Origin of the sequence: Streptomyces sp. STR69, assembly GCF_024519455.1 — a bacterium.
Lineage (GTDB): Bacteria > Actinomycetota > Actinomycetes > Streptomycetales > Streptomycetaceae > Streptomyces.
This window is the reverse complement of the sequence record NZ_JALJRY010000003.1, coordinates 135,074-154,872: the sequence shown is the minus strand read 5'-3', so window position 1 is coordinate 154,872 and position 19,799 is coordinate 135,074. Positions and strand designations below refer to the sequence as shown.

At 70.8% G+C, this 19,799-nt stretch carries 19 protein-coding genes; 10 read left to right on the top strand and 9 right to left on the bottom strand.

Features of this window, described 5'->3' with window-relative positions; translation table 11 throughout:
- Window positions 1–82: 82 nt before the first annotated feature.
- The 3 genes from OC490_RS06950 (at window position 83) to OC490_RS06940 (ending at window position 2,337) form a co-directional block, all read left to right on the top strand.
- Window positions 83–835 carry a transcriptional regulator gene (locus OC490_RS06950; RefSeq protein WP_262056930.1) on the top strand — a complete coding sequence of 251 codons (753 nt, stop codon included), beginning with the start codon at window positions 83–85 and terminating at the stop codon, window positions 833–835.
- Window positions 832–1,812 carry a threo-3-hydroxy-L-aspartate ammonia-lyase gene (locus OC490_RS06945; protein WP_262056929.1) on the top strand — a complete coding sequence of 327 codons (981 nt, stop codon included), beginning with the start codon at window positions 832–834 and terminating at the stop codon, window positions 1,810–1,812. Before OC490_RS06950 ends, OC490_RS06945 begins: the two co-directional genes overlap by 4 nt.
- 165 nt (window positions 1,813–1,977) lie before the next feature.
- A complete protein-coding gene (locus tag OC490_RS06940) occupies window positions 1,978–2,337 on the top strand; it encodes a cupin domain-containing protein (RefSeq protein ID WP_262056928.1) in 360 nt (119 codons plus the stop codon).
- Window positions 2,338–2,387: 50 nt separating this feature from the next.
- On the opposite strand, the gene OC490_RS06935 is transcribed toward OC490_RS06940, so the two are convergent.
- Window positions 2,388–3,389 carry a D-cysteine desulfhydrase family protein gene (locus OC490_RS06935; protein ID WP_410098590.1) on the bottom strand — a complete coding sequence of 334 codons (1,002 nt, stop codon included), beginning with the start codon at window positions 3,387–3,389 and terminating at the stop codon, window positions 2,388–2,390.
- A gap of 137 nt (window positions 3,390–3,526) precedes the next feature.
- Between OC490_RS06935 and OC490_RS06930 the strand changes: the two genes are divergently transcribed.
- The gene (locus tag OC490_RS06930) at window positions 3,527–4,231 is read left to right on the top strand and encodes an SDR family oxidoreductase (protein WP_262056927.1); all 705 of its coding nucleotides are present in this window, start codon (window positions 3,527–3,529) and stop codon (window positions 4,229–4,231) included.
- Here the strand turns inward: OC490_RS06930 and OC490_RS06925 are convergent, their stop codons facing one another.
- Together OC490_RS06925 and OC490_RS06920 are read right to left on the bottom strand one after the other, a co-directional pair.
- Window positions 4,232–5,587 (bottom strand): vWA domain-containing protein, encoded by a 1,356-nt coding sequence (locus OC490_RS06925; protein WP_262056926.1) that lies wholly within the window; start codon window positions 5,585–5,587, stop codon window positions 4,232–4,234.
- Entirely contained in the window at window positions 5,584–6,441 is an 858-nt protein-coding gene (locus tag OC490_RS06920; RefSeq protein ID WP_262056925.1) for an AAA family ATPase, read from the bottom strand. Before OC490_RS06920 ends, OC490_RS06925 begins: the two co-directional genes overlap by 4 nt.
- A 165-nt stretch (window positions 6,442–6,606) precedes the next feature.
- On the opposite strand from OC490_RS06920, the gene OC490_RS06915 reads away from it, so the two are divergent.
- Window positions 6,607–7,179: a TetR/AcrR family transcriptional regulator gene (locus tag OC490_RS06915; protein ID WP_262056924.1), complete on the top strand. Its 573-nt coding sequence runs from the start codon at window positions 6,607–6,609 to the stop codon at window positions 7,177–7,179.
- A 53-nt stretch (window positions 7,180–7,232) separates the two neighbouring features.
- Here OC490_RS06915 and OC490_RS06910 read toward each other — a convergent pair whose 3' ends face one another.
- Both OC490_RS06910 and OC490_RS06905 read right to left on the bottom strand, forming a co-directional pair.
- The gene (locus OC490_RS06910; protein WP_262056923.1) at window positions 7,233–8,543 is read right to left on the bottom strand and encodes an FtsX-like permease family protein; all 1,311 of its coding nucleotides are present in this window, start codon (window positions 8,541–8,543) and stop codon (window positions 7,233–7,235) included.
- A gap of 3 nt (window positions 8,544–8,546) precedes the next feature.
- Window positions 8,547–9,329, bottom strand: coding sequence for an ABC transporter ATP-binding protein (locus tag OC490_RS06905; RefSeq protein ID WP_262056922.1), 783 nt, complete (start codon window positions 9,327–9,329; stop codon window positions 8,547–8,549).
- Window positions 9,330–9,495: 166 nt separating this feature from the next.
- Here OC490_RS06905 and OC490_RS06900 point away from each other — a divergent pair, with 166 nt between their 5' ends.
- Genes OC490_RS06900 through OC490_RS06885 form a run of 4 tightly spaced genes read left to right on the top strand, consistent with a single transcriptional unit; the run spans window position 9,496 to window position 12,398 of the window.
- Window positions 9,496–10,176 (top strand): ABC transporter permease, encoded by a 681-nt coding sequence (locus tag OC490_RS06900; protein ID WP_262056921.1) that lies wholly within the window; start codon window positions 9,496–9,498, stop codon window positions 10,174–10,176.
- The gene (locus OC490_RS06895; RefSeq protein ID WP_262056920.1) at window positions 10,173–10,844 is read left to right on the top strand and encodes an ABC transporter permease; all 672 of its coding nucleotides are present in this window, start codon (window positions 10,173–10,175) and stop codon (window positions 10,842–10,844) included. The genes OC490_RS06900 and OC490_RS06895 overlap by 4 nt, the downstream gene beginning before the upstream one ends.
- Entirely contained in the window at window positions 10,841–11,779 is a 939-nt protein-coding gene (locus tag OC490_RS06890) for an ABC transporter substrate-binding protein (protein WP_262056919.1), read from the top strand. The genes OC490_RS06895 and OC490_RS06890 overlap by 4 nt, the downstream gene beginning before the upstream one ends.
- Window positions 11,780–11,819: 40 nt before the next feature.
- Complete coding sequence (locus tag OC490_RS06885) at window positions 11,820–12,398, top strand: hypothetical protein (RefSeq protein ID WP_262056918.1); 579 nt, start codon at window positions 11,820–11,822, stop codon at window positions 12,396–12,398.
- Window positions 12,399–12,434: 36 nt separating this feature from the next.
- On the opposite strand, the gene OC490_RS06880 is transcribed toward OC490_RS06885, so the two are convergent.
- Complete coding sequence (locus OC490_RS06880) at window positions 12,435–13,589, bottom strand: betaine/proline/choline family ABC transporter ATP-binding protein (RefSeq protein ID WP_262056917.1); 1,155 nt, start codon at window positions 13,587–13,589, stop codon at window positions 12,435–12,437.
- Between the two features lie 201 nt (window positions 13,590–13,790).
- Between OC490_RS06880 and OC490_RS06875 the strand changes: the two genes are divergently transcribed.
- The gene (locus tag OC490_RS06875; protein WP_262056916.1) at window positions 13,791–16,808 is read left to right on the top strand and encodes an alpha-L-rhamnosidase; all 3,018 of its coding nucleotides are present in this window, start codon (window positions 13,791–13,793) and stop codon (window positions 16,806–16,808) included.
- Here OC490_RS06875 and OC490_RS06870 read toward each other — a convergent pair.
- From OC490_RS06870 to OC490_RS06860, 3 genes are read right to left on the bottom strand one after another with little or no spacing between them, the layout of a single operon-like run.
- Window positions 16,781–17,449 carry a lactate utilization protein C gene (locus tag OC490_RS06870; protein WP_262056915.1) on the bottom strand — a complete coding sequence of 223 codons (669 nt, stop codon included), beginning with the start codon at window positions 17,447–17,449 and terminating at the stop codon, window positions 16,781–16,783. The two genes, OC490_RS06875 and OC490_RS06870, sit on opposite strands and share 28 nt — an antisense overlap.
- Entirely contained in the window at window positions 17,446–18,933 is a 1,488-nt protein-coding gene (locus OC490_RS06865) for a LutB/LldF family L-lactate oxidation iron-sulfur protein (RefSeq protein WP_262056914.1), read from the bottom strand. The genes OC490_RS06870 and OC490_RS06865 overlap by 4 nt, the downstream gene beginning before the upstream one ends.
- A complete protein-coding gene (locus OC490_RS06860; RefSeq protein WP_200710112.1) occupies window positions 18,930–19,697 on the bottom strand; it encodes a (Fe-S)-binding protein in 768 nt (255 codons plus the stop codon). The genes OC490_RS06865 and OC490_RS06860 overlap by 4 nt, the downstream gene beginning before the upstream one ends.
- Window positions 19,698–19,799 lie beyond the last annotated feature (102 nt).

The window sequence follows — 19,799 nt, the reverse complement described above, 5'->3', positions numbered from 1 at the left end:
ACTTGAGAGTCAAGGGGGACCGGCGGCCGTCGGGACCGAGTGGGTGGATTCTGAGTATAGTGATTGGACTGATTGTCTAGGCGTGAGAGGGGTGAAGGTGGACGGCAACCCTGCCCTGGACGCCGAACGGGACGCGATCGTCGGTGCGTTGGGGCCTGTCGTCGAGGGGATCGCGGCGACCTTCGGGCCGGTCTGCGAGGTCGTGTTGCACGACTACCGGCACCCGGAGAAGTCGGTGGTCGCCGTCGCAGGCGCGGTCACCGGGCGCTCGGTGGGTGGTGCGATGAGTGAGATCGGGCTGCGGGTGCTGGCGCGCGGGGACGAGGCCGACGACGAGTTGAACTACCTCACCCGGACCAAGGGCGGCCGGCTGCTCAAGTCGTCCACGATGGTGCTGCGGGACTCGACGGGCGCGGTGTTCGGCGCGCTGTGCGTCAACATCGACGTCACCGCCGTACAGCAGGCGCAGGCCGTACTCACCGGGATCGGCGGGGGAGCCGGGACCGGGGCGGTCGAGGCGCCGGGTACGACCACCTTCGGCAACGACATCGACTCCGTGGTGGAGGCCATCGTCGACGACCATCAGCTGCGCCGACAGAGCAGGACGTGGGTCCAACTCGGCCGCGCCGAGCGGCTGGAGCTGTTCCGCAGCCTCGACGAGCACGGGGTGTTCGCCGTGCGCCGGGCCGTCGAGCAGGTCGCCGCCCGGCTGGGCATCTCCCGCGCCTCCGCCTACAACTACCTCTCCCAGGCCCGTTCCGGGACGGGTGCCCCCGCCGCTGCCGCAGATTCCACCCCACCCACCGACGCCGCTTCCGATGGAGGACCCGCGTGACGACCACCACCCCGCCCATCACCCTCGACGACATCCGTGACGCCGCCGCGCAGCTCAAGGGTGTCGCCCACCGCACACCGGTGCTGCGCTCGCGCACCCTGGACGAACTCGTCGGCGCCGAGGTGTTCCTGAAGTGCGAGAACTTCCAGCGGATCGGCGCCTTCAAGTTCCGCGGCGCCTACAACGCGGCCTCCCGGCTGACCCCGGAGCAACTGGCCCGGGGCATCGCCGCCTACTCGTCCGGCAACCACGCCCAGGCCGTCGCCCTCGCCGCCCGCGAACTCGGCACCACCGCGGTGATCGTCATGCCCGAGGACACCCCGGCCTCGAAGCTGGCCGCCACCGCGGGGTACGGCGCCGAGGTCGTCACGTACGACCGCTACACCGGCGACCGGGTGGCCATCGGGGAGGCCCTGGCCGCCGAGCGCGGACTCTCCCTCATCCCGCCCTACGAGCATCCGCACGTCATGGCGGGACAGGGCACGGCCGCACTCGAACTCGCCGAGGAGGTAGGGGAGTTGGACGCCGTGCTGGTGCCCGTGGGCGGCGGCGGGCTGATCGCCGGGACGGCCACCGCCGTCAAGGGGCTGCACCCGCGCACCCGGGTGACCGGTGTCGAACCGGAGGCCGGGGACGACACCAAGCGGTCCCTGGAGGCGGGTCGGCGCGTGTCCATCCCGGTGCCGCGCACCATCGCGGACGGACAGGCGGCCGAGATGCCCGGCGAACTGACCTTCTCCGTGAACCAGCGGCTCGTCGACGAGATCGCGTTGGTGAGTGACGAGGAGATCAAGGACGCCATGCGGTTCGCCTTCGAGCGGCTGAAGATCGTCGTCGAACCGAGCGGCGCCACCCCGCTGGCCGCGCTCCTCGCCGGGCGCGCGGGCCGGCTCACGGGCCGGGTCGGGATGATCGTCTCCGGCGGCAACATCGACAGTGAACGGTTCGCGCGGTTGTGCGCGAACGGTTCGGCCTGAGCCGGTCCGCGCCGGCGTTCCCCCGAATGGCGCTCCCGGGTGGACAGGAAGACGATGGAGTGGTGGGGCGCGGCCCCCGCCGGAGCGCCGGTGCCGTCCGTGGCAGCCGGGAGACGGAGACCGGCCCCGGCCGTGCTGCGCACGGCCGGAATGGAGGCAGCCGTCATGCTGGAAGTGAAGACGGTCGACAAGCCGGACGAGCGGCGTGACTTCCCTCGCGGCCACCTCGAAGCTGTCCACCTCACCGGACTCGACTTCGCGGTGGGCACGTTCGAGCCGGGCTGGCGCTGGTCCGAGTCCGTGGCCCCGATCGCGGGCACCAAGAGCTGCGAGATCCATCACAACGGTTATGTCGTCCAGGGGCGGTTGCATCTCCTCATGGACGACGGCGGCGAGCGCGAAGTGGGCCCCGGTGACGTCTTCGTGTGCCCGCCGGGGCATGACGCGTGGGTCGTCGGCGACGAGCAGGTGATCGTGTACGACTTCGCCGGCGCCATGGCCACGGACTACGCGAAGGCTCCGTAGCCCCTTCGGACGTACGCGCCCCACGGCACCGCACCCGTCGGGCGCGTATGTCATGCCCGGTACTCGACGACCTGCCCCTCCGCGTACGCGACGCCCTCCGCGTGTCCGAACAGGCCGGGCAGTCCGCCCGTGTGCACGAACACGGTCCGCTCGCCCGGCCTGATGTCACCGTCCCGGACGGCCGCGATCAGACCGGCCATCGCCCGTCCCGTGTACGTCGGGTCGAGGACGAGCCCGGCGGTGCGGGCGGCCAGCGTGAGCGCTTCGGCGGTCGGCGCGGTGAGCGTGGCGTAGCCGGCGCCGACCTGGTCCCGCCGGACCCGGAGTCCCTCCGGCGTGGCCAGACCCGCGAACTCGCTTACGGCGGTGGCCGGTTCGGTGAGCGCGCCGACGTCGACCCCGAGCACCGCCTCCACCCCGAGCGAGATCACCAGCCCCGCCATCGTGCCGCCCGAGCCGAGCGCGACCACGGCGGTACGGAGATCGGGGAGCTGCCGGCGCAACTCCTCGCCGCAGTGCGCGTAGCCGCGTGCGCCGAGCGCGCTGGAACCGCCGAACGGGATCAACGCCGGCCTGGCGCCGCCCCCGCGCAGCTCTTCGCACACCTCGGCCGCCGCCCGGTCCAGTCCGGCCTGGTCCACCTCGCCCGCCCAGGCGATCCGGGCGCCGAACAGCCCGTCCAGGGCGAGGTTCCCGGAGCGGGACACACCCGGTGATCCGCGCAGCACCAGCACCACGGCAAGGCCCAGCCGGGCTCCGGCGGCGGCCGTCAGGCGGGCGTGGTTGCTCTGCGGGGCGCCCGTGGTGACCAGGGTGTCCGCGCCCTCGGCCAGCGCCGCGCCCACGGTCCACTCCAGCTTGCGGATCTTGTTGCCGCCGCCTCCGAGGCCGGTCAGATCGTCGCGCTTGATCCACAGGTCGTCCGGCCCGAGCCCGATCGCGGTGGCCAGCCGGGGCGCCGGTTCGACGGGGGTGGGGAAGGTGGCCAGTTCCACGCGGGGGTCGCTGTGCGGGTCGCTCATGGCGTACATCATCGCGCGCTCCGGAGGCATGCCGGCCGCGCGTCCTCCGCATGCCCGCTTGCCGTTGGAAACCGATCGGTTTACTGTGGTCGAGGTGGGTAAACCGATCGGTTTCCAAGCCGCGTTCCCTGCGGCTGCCTCGGCTGCCCGAGCTCTCGGAGATTTCCATGACAAGCATCGAAGGTTCCGTCGTCCTCGTCACCGGCGGCAGCCGCGGCATCGGCCGCGCGCTGGTGGAGGCCCTGTACGAGCGCGGCGCCAAGAAGGTGTACGCCACGGCCCGCGACCCGAAGACCGTCACTCACCCGGACGCCGTACCGCTGGCACTGGAGGTCAGTGACCCCGCCTCCGTCGCGGCGGCGGCCGAGCAGGCGCAGGACGTCACGATCCTGATCAACAACGCGGGCGCGGCCGTGAACGCGAACTTCCTGGACTCGCCCGTCGAGGACATCCGCCGCGAGTTCGAGACCAACTTCTACGGCCCGCTGCTCGTCACGCGCGCCTTCGTGCCGATCATCGAGCGCAACGGCGGCGGCCACATCCTCAACTTCCACTCGGTGCTGTCCTGGGTCGGCCTCGCCGGCTCCTACAGCGCGTCCAAGGCCGCCTTCTGGTCGCAGACCAACTCCCTGCGCCTGGACCTGAAGCCGCGCGGCATCGAGGTCACCGGACTGCACGTCGGCTACGTCGACACCGACATGGCCGCGCATGCCGACGGGCCCAAGTCCAGTCCCGAGAGCGTTGCGGCACAGGCCCTCGACGGCATCGAGTCCGACGCCTTCGAGGTCCTGGCCGACGACCTGACCCGCCAGGTCAAGGCAGGGCTGTCCGCCGAAGGCGGCGCGCTCTACCCGCAGTTGGCGACCGCCTAGTCAGATCGGCAGCAACCGGCCCACCAGCGCGCTGAGTTGCTTCGCGTTCCGGCACTCGTGCATCTCGACCAGGTCCGCGTAGCCGGGCGCGGCCGAGTCGCCGGTGCCCCACTGGGAGCGCTGCTCGGGGTTCAACCAGTAGACACGGCGGGCCCGTTGGGCAATATGCCGGACGGCCGGGAGATTCGGGTCGCTCATGTTGGTACGGGCGTCGCCGAGGACGAACACGGTCGTGCGCGGGCCGACCGCGTCGCCGTAGCGCTCCGCGAACTCGCCCAGGGCCACGCCGTAGTCGCTGCTTCCGTGCCAGCCGGTGAGGGTGGCCTCGGCGCGGATGCGGGCGCCCAGGCCCTCGGGGTCGGCGGTACCGTGCGCGAGCAGCCCGGTCACCTCGTCGAGGCGGTTGACGAAGGCGAAGACGCGGACCTTGCTGAACTGGTCGTGCAGCGCCTGCACCAGCAGCATCGTGAAGTCGGAGAAGCCCGACACCGAGCCCGACACATCGCACAGCAGCACCAGTTCGGGCCGGACCGGCCGGCGCCTGCGCAGCACCGGCCGCATCGGCACCCCGCCCGTGGACAGTGATCCGCGCAGGGTGCGACGCAGATCGATCGTGCCCCGGGACGCTCGGCGCCTGCGGGCGGCGAGGCGGGTGGCCAGCTTCCGGGCCAGCGGCTGAACAGCCCTGCGCAGTTCGGCCAGTTGGGTCCGGCCTGCGAACAGGAAGTCGACGCGGTCGGCCGTCGGCGCCACCGCCCGCCGGGCGATCTCGTCCCGGCCGCGCCGCTCGGCGACCCGGCGCCGCGCCTCCGCGGCGACCTGCCGCCGGAAGCCCTCGATGCGCTGCCGGATCTCGTCGTCGAGCAGCCGGTCGGTGAATCCGGAGTCCCCGCCCTGAGCCCGGATGCTCGTCCGCACCCGGGCCAGCAGCGTCTGCGGTCGCAGCCACTCCAGGGTCTGGTGCGAGGACCAGCCGTCCGACGCGGGGGAGTTGCCGTAGCCGCCGAAACCGTCGACGGCCTCCGCCGCCAACTGCCCCATCAGAGCGCGGTCGTTGGCGGTGAGCGCCGCCGCGAGCCGGTCGCGGAGGTCGTCGCGGCCGGTGGGCTCGCCCTGCGGTGCTCCGACGCCGCGCGGGAAGTAGAGGTCGAAGACCGGGTCGAACACGGGGCGTTGGGCGTTCCCGTGCAGCAGCGTCGCGGCCAGCCCCTCGCGCAGCAACTCCCGGTCCGTGAACCCGAGTGCCTCCATCGCCAGCGCCGCGTCGACGGTCTCGCCGGTCCCAATCCGCAGACCGTGCGCGCGCAGCGCCCCGACGAGACCCGTCAGCCGCTCGGCGACACCGGTGGCGGTCACACCGCGTCCAGGTCGAGCTTCGCCGCCGCCCTGAGGATGTCGTCCTGGTGCTTGAGGAGCACGCCGAGGGTGTCCCGGACGACCGTCTCGTCGAGCGTGTCGGCGCCGAGGGCCAGGAGGGTGCGGGCCCAGTCGATGGTCTCCGCCACCGACGGCACCTTCCGCAGCTCCATCTCCCGCAGCGCCCCGACCACCCGGACCACCGACTCGGCCAGCGTCTCGCCGAGCCCGGGCACCTTCAGCCGTACGATCCGACGCTCCAACTCCTCGTCGGGGAAGCCGATATGGAGGAACAGGCAGCGGCGGCGCAGGGCCTCGGAGAGTTCACGGCTCGCGTTCGAGGTGAGGACCACGAAGGGGCGGCGGGTCGCGGTGATCGTGCCCAACTCCGGGACGGTGACCTGGAAGTCGCTGAGCACCTCCAGCAGCAGGCCCTCGACCTCGACGTCCGCCTTGTCGGTCTCGTCGATCAGCAGGACCTTCGGGTCGTCGCCGCGGATCGCCGTGAGCAGCGGGCGGGGGAGCAGGAACTCCTCGCTGAAGATGTCGGTGCGGGTCTCGTCCCAGCTCTCGTCGCGGCCCGCGCTGATGCGCAGCAACTGCTTGGCGTGGTTCCACTCGTACAGCGCCCGGGACTCGTCGACGCCCTCGTAGCACTGGAGCCGGACCAGCTGGGCCCCGGCGACCTCGGCGACGGCCTTGGCCAGCTCCGTCTTGCCGACGCCGGCCGGGCCCTCGACGAGGAGCGGCTTGCCCAGGCGGTCGGCGAGGAACACGGTCGTGGCGACGGCGGGCGAGGCCAGATAGCCGGTCTCGGCGAGGCGCGCGGCGACTTCGTCGACGGAACGGAACAACGGGGCCTCCGGCGGATCGAGGGCGGAGCATCGAGGGCGGTGCATCGACGTCCAGCTACATATCTAAGCGCTTGTTCACCTCCACTGTCACCCTCGACCGGGCCGCCGCGCAAGCCTGTACACCGATCGGTTTCCTCTCGGCCTCCGGCGCGGTAACCTCGCAGTATGGCCACGACAGACAAGGCGTCCCCCCGAGACCGGCTGCTCGACGCGGCGGCCGAGCTCTTCTACCGCGACGGCGTCTCCATCGGCGTCGAGGCGCTGTGCCGGTCCGCCGGAGTCTCGAAACGGTCGATGTACCAGCTCTTCGACAGCAAGGACGAGGTCCTGGCCGCGAGCCTGGAGCGCCGCGCCCCCGGCTACGCGGCGCAGCTCATGCCGGGCCCGGACGACGCCGGTACGCCCCGCGAACGGATCCTGTACGTCTTCGAGCGGGCGGAGAAGGCGTCGACCCGGCCCGAGTACATGGGCTGCCCCTTTCTCGCCGCGCTGGTCGAGCTGAAGGACCCCGAGCATCCGGCGAGCGTGGTCGCCCGCGCCGCGAAAGAGTCGTTGCAGGACGCCTTCCTTGCCCAGGCCGAGCAGGGCGGCGCACCTGATCCCGCCCTGCTGGCACGCCAGTTGATGCTGATCTTCGACGGCGCGAGTGCCCGTGCCGGAGCCAAGGTCGAGACACTGGACGACGGGCTGACAACACAGACCGTGACGATCCTGCTGGACGCGGCGGGCGTGAAATAGACGTGCGGCAGGGGCAGTTGCCGTAGCGACTGCCCCGACTGCCCCGACCGGACTCACGCGGCCAGCGCCACCGATTCCACCGCCGGGGTGCGCAGCACCCGCCGTGCCGTCAGTAGGCTCGTCCCCAGTGTCACCGTCGCCGCCACCGCGACGACCGTCAGCCAGATGCCGAGGCCCTGGTGCGGCAGCACCGAGTCCGTGCGGACCATGGTGAACGGGATGATCCCGGCCAGCGCGGCCACCGTGCCGGACAGCACTCCGGTGACCGTGAGGATCGCCGTCTCTGTGCCCACCGTACGCAGCACCTGCCCCGGGGTCGCGCCCGCCAGCCGCTGTCCGCCGAACTCCCGGGCGCGGTAAGTCGTCGCCGCGTACAGCGAGTTGACCAGCATCACGCAGACGAAGACCACGATGATGCCGACGACCGTGAAGTTGAGCGTCTCCAGGTTCTTCGCGTCCACCGACTTTGTCAGCCCCGAGGTCTGCACCGCGTCGCTCTCCACCGCCTGCATGTACAGCGTCGCAGTGGACACCGCCGTGAAAAGGATCAGCGACATCAGGATCCCGGCGAGTTGGTCGGCCCGCTGCCGCAGATTGCGTACGGCCAACCAACCGCTCGCGCCCGCCAGTCGGAGCCGGTCGAGCAGGCCCTTCAGCAGCCGTGGGGCGAGCAGTGCCAGTCCCACCGAGAGCAGGATCGCCCCGTAGGCCGGTGCCGCCATCAGCGCCGCGTCCGTCGCGGAGAACGCGAAGGTCGCCGACACCGACACCACACCCGCGACCAGCGCGCCGTACGCGAGGAACGTCCGCGCCCGGCCCGGCTGTTGGCGTCCGCGCGTCGCCCGCCGTACGGCCAGGAACGCCGCGCCCGCCGAGGCGAGCAGGGTGATGCCGAGGCCCGACTGCAGCGCGTAGGGACCGAAGGAGTAGTCCACGGACCGTGCCACCTGGCCGCTGTTCTGGAACACCCCGAGCAGCGCCCGTCCGCCGAGCATCGCCGGACCGACGGCGAGGAGCGCGCCCAGCAGGGCGACGGCCACCGCCTCACCCACGACCATCCGTTTGAGCTGGGCCGGGGTCGCCCCCGAGCAGCGCAGTGTCTCCAACTCCCTCGACCGTTGGCGCACGTTGACGGTCAGCGTCGAGGCGACGGCGAAGAACACCAGCAGGGTGCCGTAGCCGCCGACGACACTCGCCGACGTGGACAGCGTCTCGGAGCTGACCGAGTCGATGCCGTGCTGTGCCGCCGTGTCGTGCAGCGAGTTGAACGTCATGATGATCGCCGCGCCGAGGAACGCGGCCAGCAGTGTCGCCAGGAACCGCCCCGGCCGCTGCCGGATCGAACGCATCGCCAGTACGAACATCGCTCACACCCCCACCGTCACGTCGTCGCCCAGGTGCGCCAGCCGCTCGGCGACCGCGTCGACGGTCGGCGCGTGCATCCGGCCGGCGAGCCTGCCGTCCGCGAGGAACACCACCGAGTCGGCGTACGAGGCCGCGACCGGGTCGTGCGTCACCATCACCACGGTCCGCCCGTGCACCCGCACCGCCTCCCGCAACAGCAGCAGCACGTCCCGCGCGCTGCGCGTGTCCAGGGCGCCGGTCGGCTCGTCCGCGAAGATCACCCGGGGTTCGGTGACCAGCGCGCGGGCGATGGCGACCCGCTGCCGCTGACCGCCGGAGAGCTGGTCGGGACGGTGGCCGAGCCGGTCCCCGAGACCGACCGCGGTCAGCACCTCCCGGGCCCGCTCACGGTCGACGCGCCGGCCGGCCAGCTTCAGCGGCAGCACGGTGTTCTGCGCCACGGTGAGCGTGTCGAGGAGGTTGTACTGCTGGAACACGAACCCGATCCGCCCGCGCCGGAACCGCGTCAGCTCGGCTTCGCTCCCGCCCGTCAGCTCCGCGCCGTCGACCATCACGATCCCGCTGTCCGGCCGGTCGAGCCCCGCCGCGCACTGCAACAGCGTCGACTTGCCGGACCCCGAAGGCCCCATCACCGCCGTGAAGGTGCCGCGCTCCAGGCTCAGGGTGACCCCGTCCAGCGCGGTCACGGCGCTGTCGTCATGGCCGTAGGTCCTGGTGACCTTGACCAGCCGCAGCGCCTCGGCGGCGGGTCCCTTGTCGTGCGTGCGTCGTGCGGTGCGAAACATCGCCATCACCCTCCGTGCGGCACGCCCTGTGCCTCGTCCACGACGCTACGGAGCGGGCGGGCGGCGCACATTGGGCGCAGAACCCGTATCGAGGGGTGTACTCAGCGACACCCCGTACGGGTCACCAGAACGAGCCGCCCCACCGCCCACCCGATGCAATGGACCTGTGACCGCGCCCCCGGACGACTGCCTCGCCCGCAACGAGTGGATCTGCGGCGAGTATCTGAGCACCCGCCGCCACATCCTCCTCGACGCGGTCGGCCAGCACCTCCAGCTGACCGCGATTTCGGTGCTCATCGGCCTGGCCGTCGCACTGCCCCTCGCGGTCGTGGCCCGCCGCTGGGGCTGGGCCGCGGGACCGGTACTCGCCGTCACGACGGTCCTCTACACGATCCCGTCCCTGGCGATGTTCTCGCTCCTGCTACCCGTCTACGGCCTCTCGGCCACCCTCGTCGTAGCCGGACTGGTCCTCTACTCCCTCACCCTGCTCGTCCGCAACATCCTCGCGGGCCTGCGCGCCGTACCCGAAGAGACCCGACAGGCCGCACGCGGCATGGGCTACGGCCCGATCCGCCTCCTCCTCACCGTGGAACTGCCGCTCGCGCTGCCCGCCGCGATGGCCGGTCTGCGCATCGCCACCGTCTCGGCGGTCTCGCTGGTGACGGTCGGCGCGATCGTCGGCTTCGGAGGACTCGGCAACCTCATCTACGCGGGCATGAACACCTACTTCAAGGCACAGGTGCTCACCGCGTCCGTGCTGTGCGTGGTGATCGCGATCGTCGCCGACCTGCTGCTCCTCTTCGTGCAACGGCTGATCACCCCCTGGACGAGGGCGGTGCGCGGATGAACACCCTCACCGACGCCTGGCACTGGCTCACCGACTCCGCACACTGGTCGGGCGACGACGGCATCTGGCACCGACTCGCCCAGCACCTCGTCCTCACCGTCGTCTGCCTGGTCATCAGCTGCCTGATCGCGCTCCCGGTCGCCCTCGTCCTCGGCCACCTCGGCAAGGGCGGCGCGCTCGCCGTCAACATCTCCAACATCGGCCGCGCGGTGCCCACCTTCGCGGTACTGGTACTGCTGCTCCTCACCCCGATCGGCAAGTGGGGCGAGGGACCCACGGTCGTCGCCCTCGTCCTGTTCGCCGTACCACCCCTGCTCACCAACGCGTACGTCGGCATGCGCGAGGTCGACCGCGATGTGGTGCGGGCCGCGCGCGGGATGGGGATGACAGGCCGTCAGATGCTGTTCCGCGTCGAACTGCCGCTCTCGCTCCCGCTGTTGATGAACGGCGTACGGATCGCGGCCGTCCAACTCGTCGCGACCGCCACGATCGCCGCACTGGCGGGCGGCGGCGGACTCGGCCGCATCATCACCGCCGGCTTCAATCTCGCCAACACGGCACAGGTGGTCGCCGGAGCCGTCCTCGTCGCCGTGTTCGCGCTGCTCGTCGAGGGCGTCTTCGAGGTCGCCGAGCGACTGTCGCCCCGCTGGGCGAGGGGAGCGCGATGAGGCGGCACATCGTCGCGGCCGTACTGCTCCTGGCAGCCACCGGCTGCTCGACCGGACCCTCCTTGGAGAACAAGAGCGCCGTCACCGCGCCACCCGGCGACAGCCACCACCTCGCCATCGGCTCGGCCGGATTCACCGAGAGCGACCTGCTCGCCCAGATGTACGCGCTGCTGCTGAAGCGGGCCGGCTACCGGACGTCGCTGCTTACCGTCGCCAACCGCGAACTCTACGAACCCGCCCTGGAATCGGGGCAGATCGACGTCGTACCCGAGTACGCGGCCACCTTCGCCGACTGGCTCAACGCCAAGACCAACGGCCCCGACGCACCTGCCGTCGGCTCACCCGACCTCGCCACCACCATGAAGCCGCTGCGCCAACTCGCCACCCCACGCGGCCTGACCGTCCTTGGCCCAGGCAAGGCCGTCGACCAGAACGCCTTCGCGGTCGCCCGCTCCTACGCCCGGGAGCACCACCTCAAGACCCTCAGCGACCTCGGCTCCTCGGGACTGAAGGTGCGGCTCGCGGCGGGCGACGAGTGCGTCCAACGGCCGTACTGCGAACCGGGGTTGAAGAAGACCTACGGCATCGACATCACCGCCGTCGACCCGAAGGGCGTCGGCACGACCCAGGCCAAGAGCGCGGTGCAGAGCGGCCAGGACCAGCTGGTGCTGACCACGACCACCGACGCCACCCTCGACGACTTCGGCCTCGTCCTCCTCACCGACGACAAGCACCTGCAGAACGCCGACTACGTCGTCCCGGTCGTCAACCGCTCCCGTGCGGGGAGCCCCGGCGTGACCAAGGCGCTGGGGAAACTCAACGGCGTCCTCACTACGGCCGACCTGGCATCGATGAATCAACAGGTCGACAGCTGGCGGCGGTTGGCGCAGGACGTGGCGCGGGTGTATCTGAAGGAGAAGGGCCTGTTGAGCTGAGGTTCGGGGGATTGTCAGTGGTGGCTTGTACCGTTCGGGCATGGGTGTCTATCTGATCGATGTCGGTGTCGGGGAGTGGCTGCGTGAGGACACGGGGGAAGGGGGGATGGGTGCGATCGCCAAGGGGCTCGACGCGGAGTTGGCCCGGCGCGGGCTGCCGCCGTACGTACCCGCGCCGGAGCGGGACGCGGCCCTGGGCTTCGAGGAGAAACTGAGCCCGTCCATGAAGGGTTTCGACGCGCTCTGCCGTGCTCGACTGACGCCTGAGGAGCGTGAGTTGATCGGCGACTGGTCGGTGCTGGTGCCGGTCTCGCTGGACGCGGAGATACGGCTGCCGATCGGCTCCGCGTACACGGACGAGACGGTGATCGCGGGAGCGCCCCAGGTGCTCGCCCTCGCCGAACGACTGGCGGCGGACCTGGAACTGCCCGCCGAGATACCGGAGGCGACCGAGAACCTCGCGCTCACCTTCTGGTTCCTGGAGGGCGAGGCGGAGGAACTGGCCGCTACCCGCCCCGGCCGCTGGAGCGAGGACCTGGACACGTCCTTCTACGTGGCCCTGTACCTGCGTGCCGCCCAGCACTCACTGCGACAGGGCTGCCCCATCACCTATTCCTGACCCGCGAGCACCTACTCCTGACCCGCGAGGCGACCCTCAGGCGTCCGCCACCGAGTCGAAGTCCACCTGCCCGCGCGGCACTCCGAGCGCGTCCGCGTCCACGGACCGCCGCAGCGCCTCGTGCAGCTTCGCCGGAGTGAGCACACCGAGGAAGCGCGCACCGTCCAGCACGGCGACCCACCCGGCGTCGTGCTGGAGCATCACACCGAACGCCTGCTTCAGCGGGGCGCCCACCGGCACCCACGCGTTCATCCGGTGCGCGAGTTCGCCGACCGTGCCGCCGGCCGTGAGTTCGTCGGCCTTGACCCACCCCTGCAGTTCACCCTGCTCGTCGAGGACCACGGCCCACCGCGCGCCCTCGACCCGCAGCCGCTCGGCCGCCCGCCGCGCCGGTTCGTCGACCCGGGCGACCGGCGGCTGCTCCAGGTCGTCGGGCTCGATCTCGGTGACCGACAGCCGCTTCAGACCCCGGTCCGCACCCACGAACTCCGCGACATACGGCGTCGCCGGCTTGCCGAGCACCGCGCCCGGGGTGTCGTACTGCTCGATCCGCCCCTGCCCGTACACGGCGATACGGTCACCGAGCCGTACCGCCTCCTCGATGTCGTGCGTGACCAGCAGCACCGTCTTGCGCACGGCGGCCTGCATCCGCAGGAACTCGTCCTGCAACTGCTCCCGCACCACGGGGTCGACGGCACCGAACGGCTCGTCCATCAGCAGCACCGGGGGATCGGCGGCCAGCGCCCGCGCCACCCCGACCCGCTGTCGCTGACCGCCCGACAACTGCTCGGGATAGCGCGGCCCGTATGTCTTCGGGTCCAGGCCCACCAGATCGAGCAGTTCGGCGGCTCGGGCCCGCGCCTTCGCCCGCTTCCAGCCGACCAGGGACGGCACGGTCGCCGTGTTGTCGAGGACCGTGCGGTGCGGGAAGAGGCCCACCTGCTGGATGACGTATCCGATACGGCGGCGCAACTGCACCGGGTCGACGGAGGCGATGTCCTCGCCGTTCACGAGGATCCGGCCGGAGGTGGGCTCGATGAGCCGGTTGACCATCATCATGGTCGTCGTCTTGCCGCAGCCGGACGGGCCCACGAGCGTGACGAGTTCACCCTCGGACACCTCGAAGGACAGCCCGTCCACGGCCGTCGTACCGTCCGGATACCGCTTGCTGACCTGCTCGAACCGGATCATGACCTCACGCTAGCGGCGCCGGTCCGACACCGCCCATCAATGGGGGCCTACTGGCTGGTGACGTGCTCGTTCCGGTTTTGAAATGTTTCAAATCCCATGCTGTCCAGGAGATGGACACATACCTTCAACCCCACTATTTTCGACCATCGGACGGACTGAACCGATACAACTCCACCTCTCGGCGGGCCGAAGGGACAGGGCATGAACGACGGAGTCGCCGTTTCCGGCACCACGGTGTCGGGCCTCACGGTGGAGCACCGCACCGACCCGCTCGGCGTGGACGCGGCGCACCCCAGGTTCGGCTGGCGCATGGCGTCCGTCGCGCGTGGCCGGCGGCAGACGGCATACCGCCTCCAGGTCGCCTCCTCACCCCGCCACCTGACCGACGACCGGGCCGACGTCTGGGACACCGGTCGCGTCGACTCGGCGGACTCGGTCGCGGTCCGCTACGCGGGCCCCGCACTCCACGCCTCGACCCGCTACCACTGGACCGTGACGGTGTGGGACGAACGCGGCGCAGCCGTCTCCGCCACCCCCACCGCCTACTTCGAGACCGGCCTGCTCAGCACCGACGGAGTCACCGGCTGGGCCGGCGCGCGGTGGATCGGCATGGCCGGCAAGCGGCCGAACAGCGCGGGCGCGCCCCTCCTGCGCCGCCAGACCGCACTGACCGGCGAGCGGGTGAGCGAAGCCCGGCTGTATGTGTCCGCACTCGGCGTGTACGAGGCCTACGTCAACGGCGAACGGGTCGCGGTGCCGCACGGCGACGGCACGACCCACGAGTTCCTGACCCCCGGCTGGACCAACTACGAGTCCACCGTCGACTACTTCACCTACGACGTCACCGACCTGCTGACGGACCCTTCACAGGACCCGTCACAGGTCACCCTCGCGGCCGTGCTCGGCAACGGCTGGTACAACAGCCGCATCTCCGAGAACAGCCCCTATTACGCCGTCGACGGCAACCCCCTCGCCCTCAAGGCCAAACTCCTCGTCCGCTACACAGACGGCTCCACCCAGACGATCGTCACCGCGCCCGACGAGAACTGGCGGGCCACCGACACCGGCCCCCACCGCGCCGACGACATCTACGACGGCCAGACCTACGACGCCCGTCAGGAACTCCCGGGCTGGACGGCGAACGGCTTCGACGCCACCGGCTGGGCCGCCGTCGAGGAGCACAACCACCCTTTCCCCGAAGCCCGGTTGGTCGCGCATTCCGGTGAGAGCGCCCGCCTGGTGCCGAGTTGGGACCGCGAGCCGTGCTCGGTCACCGTCTACACCGGTGTGACCGACGAGGAGGGCAGTGCGAACGGCAGGGGCCGGATCGTCGTCGACCCCGCCCGCACGGTCACCGACCCCGGCCTGGCGGCCACCGCCTCCGTCACCCTGCACCCCGGCGACACCGCCGTCATCGACCTCGGCCAGAACCTCGTCGGCGTGCCCCGCTACACCGTGCGCGGCCCCGCGGGCGCCCAAGTCGTCTGCGAAACGGGGGAGATGCTCAACGACGACAGCGCGGGCGCCGACGGACCCGCAGGCTCTGTCTACCGCGCCAACCTGCGCACCGCCCGCGCCACCAGCACCTACATCCTCAAGGGCGACCCGGCCGGCGAGACCCACCAGGACTCGCTGACCTTCTACGGCTTCCGCCATGTCTCCGTCACCACGACCGAAACCGTCACGCTCACCGGACTCACGGGCCGGGTCGCCACCTCCGCACTCCGCGACATCGGCAACGTCACCACCGACGACACCGACGTCAACCAGCTGATCAGCAACGTCCGTTGGGGCCAGCGCGGCAACTACCTCTGGATCCCCACCGACTGCCCCCAGCGCGACGAACGCCTCGGCTGGACCGGCGACACCCAGCTCTTCGCCAACACCGGCCTGTACAACGCCGATTCGGTCACCTTCCTCAGCCACTTCCAGGACACCCTGACCGACTCGCAACGTCTCTACGGCGCGGACGGCGCCCAGTTCCCCTGGGTCGCCCCCGGCCACCGCTTCAGCCAGCCGCTCCCGGCGAGCGGCTGGGCGGACTGCGGAGTGGTCGTGCCCTGGACGGTGTGGCAGATGACCGGCGACACCACGATCATCGACCGCAGTTGGGCCGCGATGACCAAGTACGTCGACTGGATCCGCGACCGCACCGGCGACACCTGTGCCGGCCGGGGCGCGGTCTTCGGCGACTGGCTCGCCTTCCAGATCACCAGCACCCAGCTCATCAGCGACGTCTACTACGGCTACAGCGCCCGCCTGATGGCCGACATGGCCCACGCCACCGGCCGCACCGCCGAGGCCGCCGCCCACGAGGAGCTCTTCACCCGCATCAAGCGGGCCTTCATCACCAAGTACCTTGCCACCGACCCCGGTTCGGGCCGGGTCACCGTCCGCTCCAGCCTCGGCGACCCGCCGCCGTACACACCCGGCAACAGCGCGGGCAAGACCGAGGACGACACCCAGACCGCCCTGCTCTGGATCCTCAAACTCGGCTTCTACGACACGGAGGACCAGCGCCGCCAACTGGTCACCCTGCTCGCCGACAACATCGGCAACAGCGAGGCCTACAAGGCGGCCCACCCCGACAGCACCCGCGTGCAGTACGCGGAGAACACCCTCTCCGTCGGCTTCCTCGGCGTGAACGTCATCGCGCCCGTCCTCACCGGCGAAGGCCGCGTCGACCTGGCGTACCGCCTCCTCCACCAGAACGCGATGCCGTCCTGGCTCTACTCGGTGGCGAACGGCGCCACCACCGTCTGGGAGCGGTGGAACTCGTACTCCAAGGAGGACGGCTTCGGCCCGGTCGACATGAACTCCTTCAACCACTACTCCTACGGCGCGATCATGGAGTGGATGTACGAGAGCATGGCCGGCATCGCCAAGGACCCGGCCCACCCGGGCTTCCGCCACTTCTTCCTCCGGCCGCACCTCGACCCCACCGGCAGGATCACCCGGGTGACCGGCTCGCACCTCTCGCCCTACGGCGAGATCGTGAGCGAATGGACCGCGCGGGAAGGGGAGTTGACGTACCGTGCGACCGTCCCCGCCAACAGCACGGCGACCCTTCGCATCCCCGCCGCCGACCCGTCCACCGTCCGCGAGCACGGCACACCCCTGTCCGAGGCAGAGGGCGTTCAGTTCCTGGGCTTCGCGGACGGCACCGCCTCATTCGAACTCCCCTCGGGGAGCTACGAGTTGACCTCCGTACTCGGCTGATCGCTCACCAGCACAACCTCCAGGGTGCGCGGACCGTGCACCCCCTCGACCCGGTCCAGCTCGATGTCACTGGTCGCCGACGGGCCGGAGATCCAGGTCAACGGGCGGGTGGGGTCGAGGCGTTGGAGTGCCTGGGGCACCGAGGAGACCACCTGGTCCGGCACCCGTACGACACAGATGTGATGGTCGGGGACGAGGGTGATCCGGCGGCGGCCCTGGTCCGGGCCGCCGTCCAGGACGATGGTGCCGGTCTCGGCGGCGGCCACCGCGCACGCCGTGACCACACTGTCGACCCGGTCCAGCTCGTGCGGGGTGTTCTCGGCCCGGTCCGCGATCCGCTCGACATCGGCCGCCGCGAGCCACGAGGGCTCCAGACCCGGCGGTACGACGACCGTCCTGGAACCCCGCTCGGCGAGCAACCCGGCGATCGTGGCGCCCAGTTCGGCCTCCGTGCACCAGTGCACGAGGGCCCGGTAGTCGGCCAGGTTCTCGGCGAGCAGATCGACCGTCTGCTCGATGGTCCGGTTCCCGTGCTCCCGCAGATAGTCCCGCCGAACCGCCTGCTCGTACGGCGGGTCGTCCTCGCGCACATCCGCGAGCGCGCGCTGCACGCGGCCCAGGATCCGTTCCCTGCTGCTCACTTGGCACCGTCCTTTCCGCCGTGCGTGCGCTGCCACCAGTCGCGGAACGGCTCCGCGGGCACGGCCGGCAGCTCCCGGGTACCGCTCCACGCCCTGCCCGGGCCGGGCAGTGTCCGGGGATGGAAGCGGCGGGTGCGGGAGGCGAGCCGCTGGCCGGTGCGCAGGGCGCCCGGGTGGCTGAACGTCCAGCGTGCCGCCCGCATGGCGGCCCGCTCGGCGGCGTGCCCCTTTGCGGGTCGCAGCACCACCTTGTTGCCCTCACGGGTCACCGGCCCGCCCTCCACGACCCGCTCCCGCAGATGCACCAGCACCTCGGGGATGTCGATGGCGACCGGGCACACCTCGTAACAGGCACCGCACAGCGACGAGGCGTACGGCAGCGAGGCGTCGATCTCGCTTGCCGTGCCCCGGAGTTGGGGGCTGAGGATCGCGCCGATCGGGCCCGGATAGACCGAGCCGTAGGCGTGGCCGCCGGCCCGCTCGTACACGGGGCAGACGTTGAGACAGGCCGAGCAGCGGATACAGCGCAGGGCCTGGCGGCCGACCTCGTCGGCGAGGGTGTCGCTGCGGCCGTTGTCGAGCAGCACCAGATGGAAGACGCGCGGGCCGTCGCCGTCGGTCGTGCCCGTCCACGTGCTGGTGTACGGGTTCATGCGCTCGGCGGTCGACGAGCGGGGGAGGGTCTGCAGGAACACCTCCAGGTCCTGCCAGCTGGGCACGATCTTCTCGATGCCGACGACCGAGATCAGCGTCTCGGGGAGGGTGAGGCACATCCGGCCGTTGCCCTCGGACTCGACGACGACGAGCGTGCCGGTGTCGGCGACCATGAAGTTGGCGCCGGAGACACCGACCTTGGCGCGCAGGAACTTCTCGCGGAGGTGCAGGCGGGCGGCCTCGGCGAGTTCGGCGGGCGTGTCCGTCAGGCCCTCTGGTGCCGGGCGGCCCCACTCGCTCATCTCGCGGGCGAAGATCTCCCGGATCTCACCGCGGTTGCGGTGGATGGCAGGGACCAGGATGTGCGAGGGGCGGTCCTTGCCCAACTGCACGATCAGCTCGGCGAGATCGGTCTCGTAGGCACGGATCCCCTCCGCCTCCAGCGCCTCGTTGAGCCCGATCTCCTGCGTGGCCATCGACTTGACCTTCACGACCTCCGACTCGCCGGTCTCCTGGACGAGTCGGACGACGATCCGGTTGGCCTCGTCCGCGTCGGCGGCCCAGTGGACGACGCCGCCGGCGGCCGTCACCGACTCCTCCAACTGGACCAGATAGCGGTCGAGATGACGGAGTGTGTGGTCCTTGATCTGCTTGCCGGCCTCGCGCAGCGCGGCCCAGTCCGACACCTCGGCGACGGCCTTGGCGCGTTTGGCGCGGATCGTGTGGGTGGCGTGCCGCAGATTGCCGCGCAGGGTCTGGTTGTTGACGGCCTCGTGCGCGGCCACGGGGAAGGCCGGGAACGCGGGCATACCGACGAACGTGCCGCTCATGAGCGTGAGTCCTCTTCGCTTGAGGCTTCCGTGGCGGCCAGGATCTCGGCGATGTGGACGGGCCGCATGTCGGTGTGGAGCCGGGCCATCGTGCCGCCGATGTGCATCAGACAGGAGTTGTCCGCCGCGCACAGCACCTCCGCCCCCGTCGACTGGGCGTTGCGCACCTTGTCGGCGCCCATCGCCGCCGAGACGTCGGCGTTCTTCACGGCGAACGTCCCGCCGAATCCGCAGCACTCGTCGGCACCGGGCAGCTCGACCAACTCCAGCCCCTTGACGGCCTGGAGGAGCCTGAGCGGCCGGTCACCGAGTCCCAGGCTGCGCAGCCCGTGGCAGGTGGGGTGATAGGTCACCTTGTGCGGATAGCAGGCACCCACATCGGTCACCCCGAGCACATCCACAAGGAACTCGGTCAGCTCGTACGTCTTCGGTACGACCGGCGCCAGCGTGGCCGCGAGGGTGTCCCCGCGCCCCTCCGCCCGGGCCCTTTCCCCCATCCGCGGATACAGTTCCCGCACCATCGCCCCGCACGACCCGGACGGCGTGACGATCGCCTCGTACTCCCCGAAGACATCGGAGAAATGCCGGGCGAGCGGTTCGGCCTCATGGCGGTAACCGGTGTTGTAGTGCGCCTGTCCGCAGCAGGTCTGCGCCATCGGGAAGTCGACCTCGACGCCCAGTCTGGTCAGCAGTTTCACCACGGCGCGCCCGGTGTCCGGATACAGCGTGTCGTTGACGCAAGTCAGGAACAGGGCGACACGCATCGCGGCTCCTTAGTGGTCGATCATCGGATGGATGCAGCGTAGTCGGAGGTCAGCTTCTGGGGGAGCCCCCGATTCATCGCGCGGCCGGCCGGGCCTCCGAGC

Excerpts from the sequence above, each read along its gene's own strand:
- OC490_RS06940 (WP_262056928.1), top strand. The coding sequence starts at position 1,978 with ATGCTGGAAGTGAAGACGGTCGACAAGCCGGACGAGCGGCGTGACTTC.
- OC490_RS06935 (WP_410098590.1), bottom strand. The coding sequence starts at position 3,389 with ATGCCTCCGGAGCGCGCGATGATGTACGCCATGAGCGACCCGCACAGC.
- OC490_RS06930 (WP_262056927.1), top strand. The coding sequence starts at position 3,527 with ATGACAAGCATCGAAGGTTCCGTCGTCCTCGTCACCGGCGGCAGCCGC.
- OC490_RS06915 (WP_262056924.1), top strand. The coding sequence starts at position 6,607 with ATGGCCACGACAGACAAGGCGTCCCCCCGAGACCGGCTGCTCGACGCG.
- OC490_RS06910 (WP_262056923.1), bottom strand. The coding sequence starts at position 8,543 with ATGTTCGTACTGGCGATGCGTTCGATCCGGCAGCGGCCGGGGCGGTTC.
- OC490_RS06905 (WP_262056922.1), bottom strand. The coding sequence starts at position 9,329 with ATGTTTCGCACCGCACGACGCACGCACGACAAGGGACCCGCCGCCGAG.
- OC490_RS06895 (WP_262056920.1), top strand. The coding sequence starts at position 10,173 with ATGAACACCCTCACCGACGCCTGGCACTGGCTCACCGACTCCGCACAC.
- OC490_RS06890 (WP_262056919.1), top strand. The coding sequence starts at position 10,841 with ATGAGGCGGCACATCGTCGCGGCCGTACTGCTCCTGGCAGCCACCGGC.
- OC490_RS06885 (WP_262056918.1), top strand. The coding sequence starts at position 11,820 with ATGGGTGTCTATCTGATCGATGTCGGTGTCGGGGAGTGGCTGCGTGAG.
- OC490_RS06880 (WP_262056917.1), bottom strand. The coding sequence starts at position 13,589 with ATGATCCGGTTCGAGCAGGTCAGCAAGCGGTATCCGGACGGTACGACG.
- OC490_RS06875 (WP_262056916.1), top strand. The coding sequence starts at position 13,791 with ATGAACGACGGAGTCGCCGTTTCCGGCACCACGGTGTCGGGCCTCACG.
- OC490_RS06865 (WP_262056914.1), bottom strand. The coding sequence starts at position 18,933 with ATGAGCGGCACGTTCGTCGGTATGCCCGCGTTCCCGGCCTTCCCCGTG.
- OC490_RS06860 (WP_200710112.1), bottom strand. The coding sequence starts at position 19,697 with ATGCGTGTCGCCCTGTTCCTGACTTGCGTCAACGACACGCTGTATCCG.